The sequence below is a fragment of the Microcella sp. genome, assembly GCF_033763155.1.
Taxonomy (GTDB): Bacteria; Actinomycetota; Actinomycetes; order Actinomycetales; family Microbacteriaceae; genus Microcella.
This window is the reverse complement of record NZ_JANRKZ010000174.1, coordinates 1-6,166: the sequence shown is the minus strand read 5'-3', so window position 1 is coordinate 6,166 and position 6,166 is coordinate 1. Positions and strand designations below refer to the sequence as shown.

The following is a 6,166-nucleotide window of genomic DNA, read 5'->3' as shown; positions in this document are numbered from 1 at the left end:
CTCGGTGAGGGTGACCCGTCGCGCTGGCGTTCGGCCGCGCTCGCGAGTCGGTTCGGGGTGGTGTTTCAGAACCCCGAGCATCAGTTCGTTGCCGCGACGGTGCGCGCTGAACTCGAGGTCGGCGGTGCCGACGCGGCTTGGGTCGATGCCGTGCTCGATCGTCTGCGACTAGGTCACTTGGCTGATGTGAGCCCCTACGCGCTGAGTGGTGGTGAGCAACGCCGTCTGTCGGTGGCGACGGCACTCGCGCCGCAGCCGCCCGTGCTGTTGCTTGATGAGCCCACCTTTGGCCAAGACAGTCGCACGTGGGTCGAGCTCGCCGCGCTGCTGGCCGAGCACCGTGACCGCGGGGGAGCCATCGTCATGGCTACGCATGATCGTGAGCTCATCGAGGCGCTTGACGCGCGGGAGGTAGCCCTGCCGCTGCGCGACAACCAACCACCCGTCGCCATGCCGACAGTCGCCTCGCGCGCTGAGCGCATCAACCCCGTGGCGGCCATCGCGGCATCGCTGCTTCCGGCGTTTGTTCTCGTGTCGACACTCGACCTCGTCTCGGCGGCGGTCGCTCTCGGCCTGCAACTCGTGCTCATTCCCTTTCTCGGAGTTTCGCCTCGCACGCTGCTGCGTCGTCTCGCGCCGCTGCTCATCGCCGCACCGCTCGCCGCTGCGACCGTCGTGTTCTATGGCCGCACCTCGGGCACCGTCTACGTCGAGTTTCTGCTCGTGCGCATCAGTGACGGCTCACTCGAACTCGCCCTCGCCACGCTGCTGCGCATTCTCGCGATCGGAGTTCCGGCCATTGCGCTCTTTGCGCGCCCCGACGCGACGCGGTTGGGGGATGCCCTCGGCCAGAATCTCCGCCTGCCCAGTCGATTCGTGCTCGGGGCCGTCGCCGCCCTGCGCTTGCTGACCGTGTTGCGCGACGACGCGCGCGTGCTCGAGCGCGCCCAGCGGGCGCGCGGACTCGCCGACCGTGGCGGAGTGCGTCGGGCTCTCGGGCTCGTGTTCGCTCTGCTCGTGCTCTCGATTCGGCGGGGCTCGGCGCTGGCCATCGGCATGGAGGCGCGCGGCGTCGGGGCGCCGGGGCCGCGCACGTGGGTGCGTGAGTCACCATGGCGAGCATCCGACACTCTGGTTGTTGTCATCGGGGTGGGCATCTCGGTCGTCGCCGTTGTTGCGTCGGTGCTCACGGGACGGTTCACGGGTGTTTTCGGCTAAGGCGGGGCCGCGCATCACCCTGATCGACGGGCGATCAGGGTCGGGCAAGACCACGTTCGCCACGGCCCTGGCGCGCGCCACGGGGGCTCAACTGCTGAGCCTCGACGACGTCTACCCGGGGTGGGATGGCCTCGAGGCCGGCGAAGCCCACGTGCTGCAGCATGTGCTGCGCGCGTTGGCCGAGGGGCACCCGCCGCGCTGGCGATCGTGGAACTGGGTCGACAACACCCCGGGCGAGTGGCACGACCTCGACCCCGACCGCGACCTGATCATTGAGGGATGCGGTGCCATCAGCCCGGCCGCCCGCGAGCTCGCCCACCCCGCCATCTGGGTTGATCTCGCCGATGATGCCGAGCGCCGCCGCCGCGCGATCGCGCGCGACGGCGAGCTCTTCGCCCGCAACTGGAGCCGCTGGGCTCGTCAGGAGCAGGAACACGCGGTGCTACACGACCCGCGTGGCACCGCCGATGAGATCGTCGACGGCTCAGCGCTCTGAGTGGTTGGCCGACCGACTAGCCCGTCCAGCGCTGAAGCACCGTCATCGGGTCGGCAAACCGCCACGCGACCCCGGGCTCGGTGATGGCCGACGTTGACTCGAGTCGGACAACCTGCTCAACACCTCCCGCGGTCACGACGATGCTTCCGGCGTCAGCACCCGGAAGAATCGTCGATCGCGATGCCGCCTCGAGTCGAATGTCGAGCCCGGCGAGCTGCGTCGAGCTCACCGTGACCGATTCGGTCGCGATGAGCTCGGTCGACTGGCCCCATTGCGATCGGGCCACGGCAACGACATCGCCGATGCTCACGACCTCGATGGGGTGCACGCCCTCGCGAATGCTCGCAATGAGTTCAGCGGCCGCGGCCTCGGCCTCGGGATAACTCGGTTGCCCCAGCAGAGTAACGACGATCGTCTCGTCGCCGGCCGGCACGCCCATGATGATGCACACGCCGGCGGCGTCGGTATAGCTGCGCGTGAGGCCCACGGTGCCGAGCTCGCTCACGAAGTCGGCCTCGTCGTTGACCGGCGAACCGCTCGAGACGTCGTCGGGGCGCGCGGTGAGCAGCTCGGCAAGCACGGGCGTTTCGAGGGCGAGTCGAGCGAGCTGCGCGAGGTCGCTCGCGGTCGAGAGTGACCCCGCATCGAGGCCCGTGCCATCGACAACGCTCGTCGCAGTCAAGCCGCGCTCGTCGAGCCATGCGCGCGCCGCGGCGCGGTAGTCGTCGAGACCGCCGAACACCGTGTCGACCAGCAACTCGGCGGTGTTGTTGCCCGAGCCGATGAGGGTAGCGGCAATGAGGTCGCGCCGCGTCCAGGTTTGCCCGAACTGCACGACGACCGTGCGCGCGCCCATCGCATCGAGTTCGCGATACCGGTCGACGGCAGCCTGGTCGATCGTGATGGCTGGGCCTGTGGCGCCCGCGTCGAGCGGCTCAACTCCGAGCACGACACTCACGAGCACGAGCTTGGCGGCTCCGGCAATAGGCCGCGGGTCGGTGCTGCCCGCGGTGACGGGCAGCCCGTCGACAGCGAGCACGGCGGTCGATCCCGCGGCGGGTAGCGCGAGCTCGGCATCCCACGCACCGTCGAGCGAGGTCGAGAGGGTTTGCTCAACGTGCAGGCGCGGAATCGGGCTCAGCAACGCGGCTGCGGCATAGACGACGCCGAGCACGACGGCGAGAGCAAGCATCGCGCTCAGGATGCCCCGCACTCGCCGCGCGCCCGTCATGCCCAGCCCAGCCGATGCAGTTCGTCGTCATCGATTCCGTAGAAGTGGGCGATCTCGTGCACGAGAGTGACGTGGATCTCGTCGCGCAGTTCGTCGAGGTCGGCACTGATGGCGAGCAGCGGCTCGCGAAACAGGATGATGCGATCGGGCAACTCGCCGAAGCCATACTGACCGCGCTCGGTGAGCGCGACCCCGTCGTAGATGCCGAGCAGATCGAGCGAGCCGTCGTCGGGTCGGTCTTGCGTCACGAAGATGACGTTGTCGAGGCCGTCGATCATCTCGTCGGGCAGGCGATCGAGTTCGTCGATGACGAGCGATTCGAAGGCCTCGGCATCGAGGTCGAGAGATGGAGTAGCCGCCTCGTCGTTCATGCGCCAGCTTCGGCTGAACCCTCGCTCGACTCGAGCACCTGCACGAGCCCATCTTGCATCCACGCCAGCCAGTCGTAGACGTCACGCAGCCCTGGCTCGCCGAAGGTGCCGTTGTCGCCATCGACGATGATGCCCATGCGATCGGCGATGACGAGCCGCAAGTCACCGATGCCGCGCACCCAGTCGAGCGCCGCATCCGTCGACAGGGGCACGGAGCGTGCGATGCCCTCATCGGCAACGGGTGCGAGGGCGCGCGAGAGCGTGCGTGCAAATCCGATTTTGCGATCGACAAGACCGCGTCGGCTCAATCGTCGCCACTCATCGGCAAGCTCGGGCTCGTGGCGGTACGCATCGGGCAGCACCCGACGAACGGCCGAGTCATCATCGATGGGCGACTCGAGAGCCTCGGCGAGCAAGGCCTGCAGCTGATCGGCGAGCGACACGAGAATGCGCGCTTCTTCGGGCTCGACATGCACGATTCCCACTACTCCGGGCTCGGCATCAGCGCCGGTGGGCACGGTCATCTTCATCGGGGTGCCCGCTCGACGGTGGCCCAGAGGCCGTACTCGTGCATGGCTTCGGCATGGCGTTCCATGTGCTCACGGTTGCCTTCAGCGAGTGTGGCGCGACCTTCGTTGTGCACCTGCATCATGAGGTGTTCGGCGGTCGGAGCATCCACCCCAAAATGCCGACGGAAGACCCATGCGACGTAGCTCATGAGATTGACGGGATCGTTCCAGACGACGATCGTCCACGGGACCTCGGCGGCGTGGAGGGGGCGTTCGAGCACCTGGCTTCCTGTCTGTTCGCGCGCAGAATCGTCACGGCGAGCCGTGGGAGGCGCGAAAGAGGTCACGAGTCCATTGTGTCGCGCTGCGCCGACGATGCACGGAAGGGCGCGACGACGGCGACACCCGATCAGGCGCCGTCGAGGATGCGCTGCCGAGCACTCAGTGGCGACACGCTGTCGTCTCGACGACATGATCACCACGGGAAAAAGAATTGGGGTGAGTAACGGGGCTTGAACCCGCGACCTCCTGGACCACAACCAGGCGCTCTGCCAGCTGAGCTATACCCACCATGCGAGTCGTCTTGCGACGGCCGACACGACAGTCTATTACAGGCGGGGTGCCCACTTCTGCACGACGTCGTTGGCGGCCTGTTGAGCCTCGTCTGACGTCGGTCCGGGTTCGGCAACGAAGCCCGCGCGACGGTAGTAGTCGAGTTCGCGAATCGACTCGAGAATGTCGGCGAGAGCGCGGTGCCCGCCGTTCTTGGCGGGGGCATTGAAGTAGACGCGCGGAAACCAGCGACGGACGAGTTCTTTGATGCTCGACACATCAACAGAGCGATAGTGCAGGTGAGCGTCGACACTCGGCATCGAGCGGTTGATGAACGCACGGTCGGTGCCGATGGTGTTGCCGGCCAGGGGAGCTTGCCCCGCCGTCGGCACGTGCTCGGTGATGTAGGCGAGCACCTGCTGCTCAGCATCCGCAAGGGCAATGCCCTCGTCGAGTTCGTCGAGCAAGCCGCTCGCTGCGTGCATCTCACGCACGAACTCGCCCATGTTCGCGAGGCCGGCCTCGGTGGGTGCGATCACGACACTGAATCCGGGATGCACGGGTTCGAGTTCGTAGTCGGTGATGACGACAGCCACCTCGATAAGGTCGTCGACCGCGAGATCGAGTCCGGTCATTTCGCAGTCGATCCAGACGAGACGGTCGGTCGTTGAACTCACCGGGGCAGTCTACCCGCGCGCATTGCTGGCGTTCGCGGCACAGGGGTCGCGCGTACGCTGGCCGTGTGCGCCTCGAACTCTTCACCTCAGCCTTCTGCGATCCGTGCCATCGGGCCCGCGACGTGATTGCCGAGGCGCAGCGGCTTGTTCCGGCCCTCGTCGTCGACGAACGGGATGTCGCGGCACACCAGTCGCGAGCAGCCGAGCTCGGCATCCGCAGCACTCCGACCACGATCATCTACGACCGTGAGGGCAGCGAACTGCTGCGCGCCGAAGGGGTTCCGACCCTGCCTCGCCTGCTGACTGCCCTCGCTCAGGTCATCGACTGAGCTCGGCGAGCGCGGCGCGCACGGCACGCCCGAATTCGCTCACCGACCCGTCGAGTGCGTCGAGCTGCGCGGCGTCGAGCAAGGGTGAGAGCATCCCGTTTCTCTCCACCAACACGACCGGCGCCGTGTGCCCCACCGCCTCGCGCTCGCGCTCATCGAGCTCGTTGAGGTGGCGCAGGTCAACTCGCACGTCGAGCTCGGCGACCAGAGCATCCCACTCGCGCTTGCGGCGCACGGGGGAGTGCGTGATGTCACACAGCGCGCAACTCACGGTGCCCAGTAGGTGGCCGACGATGTACCGCACTTCGCCGACGAGCCCGCCGTTGGCGTTGTAGACGCCCAGAATGCGATCGACCACGGATGCTCTCCTCGAGTAGGCCTCCAGCGTCGCCGGTCACGCTGAGCGACGCCCGTGAGCCCGCTCCGATACCCTGAAAGGTGAGCCCCCGTAGCTCAGCGGATAGAGCAGGAGCCTTCTAATCTCTTGGCCGCAGGTTCGATTCCTGCCGGGGGCACTGTGTTTGTTGGCTGCGCCGCCGCTCCTGCGGCGCAGCGTCCGCTACCGCGTGACGAGCGCGGTCGTCACGCTTCGCGGTCGCGACTCAGGTCGGAGCGCAAACGTATCGTCGCGCGGGGGCGGGTTGGCCTGATACGTTTCGGCCGTGAATCGTTCTCTTCTTGTGGGGCTCGCACGCATCGTCGTTGGCCTCAGTTTGCTCGGCAGCGTCGCCTGGCAAGTCACTGACCGTCTTGCGAATAACCTCTTCCGCCCGGCGGAATACT

The 6,166-nt window shown here is 67.1% G+C and carries 9 protein-coding genes and 2 tRNA genes; 4 read left to right on the top strand and 7 right to left on the bottom strand.

All coding sequences use genetic code 11. From position 1 onward, the window contains the following. Together SFU54_RS07445 and SFU54_RS07440 are read left to right on the top strand one after the other, a co-directional pair. The coding region (locus tag SFU54_RS07445) for an ATP-binding cassette domain-containing protein (RefSeq protein ID WP_319015653.1) at window positions 1–1,218 on the top strand (1,218 nt) is incomplete at its 5' end. Beyond that, complete coding sequence (locus tag SFU54_RS07440; protein WP_319015652.1) at window positions 1,205–1,714, top strand: ATP-binding protein; 510 nt, start codon at window positions 1,205–1,207, stop codon at window positions 1,712–1,714. The genes SFU54_RS07445 and SFU54_RS07440, both read left to right, overlap by 14 nt. A 16-nt stretch (window positions 1,715–1,730) precedes the next feature. Here the strand turns inward: SFU54_RS07440 and SFU54_RS07435 are convergent, their stop codons facing one another. The 6 genes from SFU54_RS07435 to orn all read right to left on the bottom strand — a co-directional run bounded on the left by SFU54_RS07435 (window position 1,731) and on the right by orn (window position 5,054). Further along, the gene (locus SFU54_RS07435; RefSeq protein WP_319015651.1) at window positions 1,731–2,945 is read right to left on the bottom strand and encodes a hypothetical protein; all 1,215 of its coding nucleotides are present in this window, start codon (window positions 2,943–2,945) and stop codon (window positions 1,731–1,733) included. Then, on the bottom strand, window positions 2,942–3,316 hold the full coding sequence (locus SFU54_RS07430) for a metallopeptidase family protein (protein ID WP_319015650.1): 375 nt from the start codon (window positions 3,314–3,316) through the stop codon (window positions 2,942–2,944). The genes SFU54_RS07435 and SFU54_RS07430 overlap by 4 nt, the downstream gene beginning before the upstream one ends. Beyond that, on the bottom strand, window positions 3,313–3,840 hold the full coding sequence (locus tag SFU54_RS07425; protein WP_319015649.1) for a DUF2017 family protein: 528 nt from the start codon (window positions 3,838–3,840) through the stop codon (window positions 3,313–3,315). The genes SFU54_RS07430 and SFU54_RS07425 overlap by 4 nt, the downstream gene beginning before the upstream one ends. A gap of 2 nt (window positions 3,841–3,842) precedes the next feature. Beyond that, the gene (gene clpS, locus SFU54_RS07420; RefSeq protein ID WP_319015648.1) at window positions 3,843–4,172 is read right to left on the bottom strand and encodes an ATP-dependent Clp protease adapter ClpS; all 330 of its coding nucleotides are present in this window, start codon (window positions 4,170–4,172) and stop codon (window positions 3,843–3,845) included. 147 nt (window positions 4,173–4,319) lie between these two features. Then, window positions 4,320–4,395 (bottom strand) — tRNA-His (locus SFU54_RS07415). Between the two features lie 38 nt (window positions 4,396–4,433). Further along, entirely contained in the window at window positions 4,434–5,054 is a 621-nt protein-coding gene (gene orn / locus SFU54_RS07410; protein ID WP_319015647.1) for an oligoribonuclease, read from the bottom strand. A 65-nt stretch (window positions 5,055–5,119) separates the two neighbouring features. Here orn and SFU54_RS07405 point away from each other — a divergent pair, with 65 nt between their 5' ends. After that, window positions 5,120–5,383, top strand: a complete 264-nt coding sequence (locus SFU54_RS07405; RefSeq protein ID WP_319015646.1) for a thioredoxin family protein — start codon at window positions 5,120–5,122, stop codon at window positions 5,381–5,383. Here SFU54_RS07405 and SFU54_RS07400 read toward each other — a convergent pair. After that, entirely contained in the window at window positions 5,373–5,741 is a 369-nt protein-coding gene (locus tag SFU54_RS07400; RefSeq protein ID WP_319015645.1) for a hypothetical protein, read from the bottom strand. The two genes, SFU54_RS07405 and SFU54_RS07400, sit on opposite strands and share 11 nt — an antisense overlap. 84 nt (window positions 5,742–5,825) lie before the next feature. Between SFU54_RS07400 and SFU54_RS07395 the strand changes: the two genes are divergently transcribed. After that, a tRNA-Arg gene (locus tag SFU54_RS07395) sits at window positions 5,826–5,898 on the top strand. Window positions 5,899–6,166 lie beyond the last annotated feature (268 nt).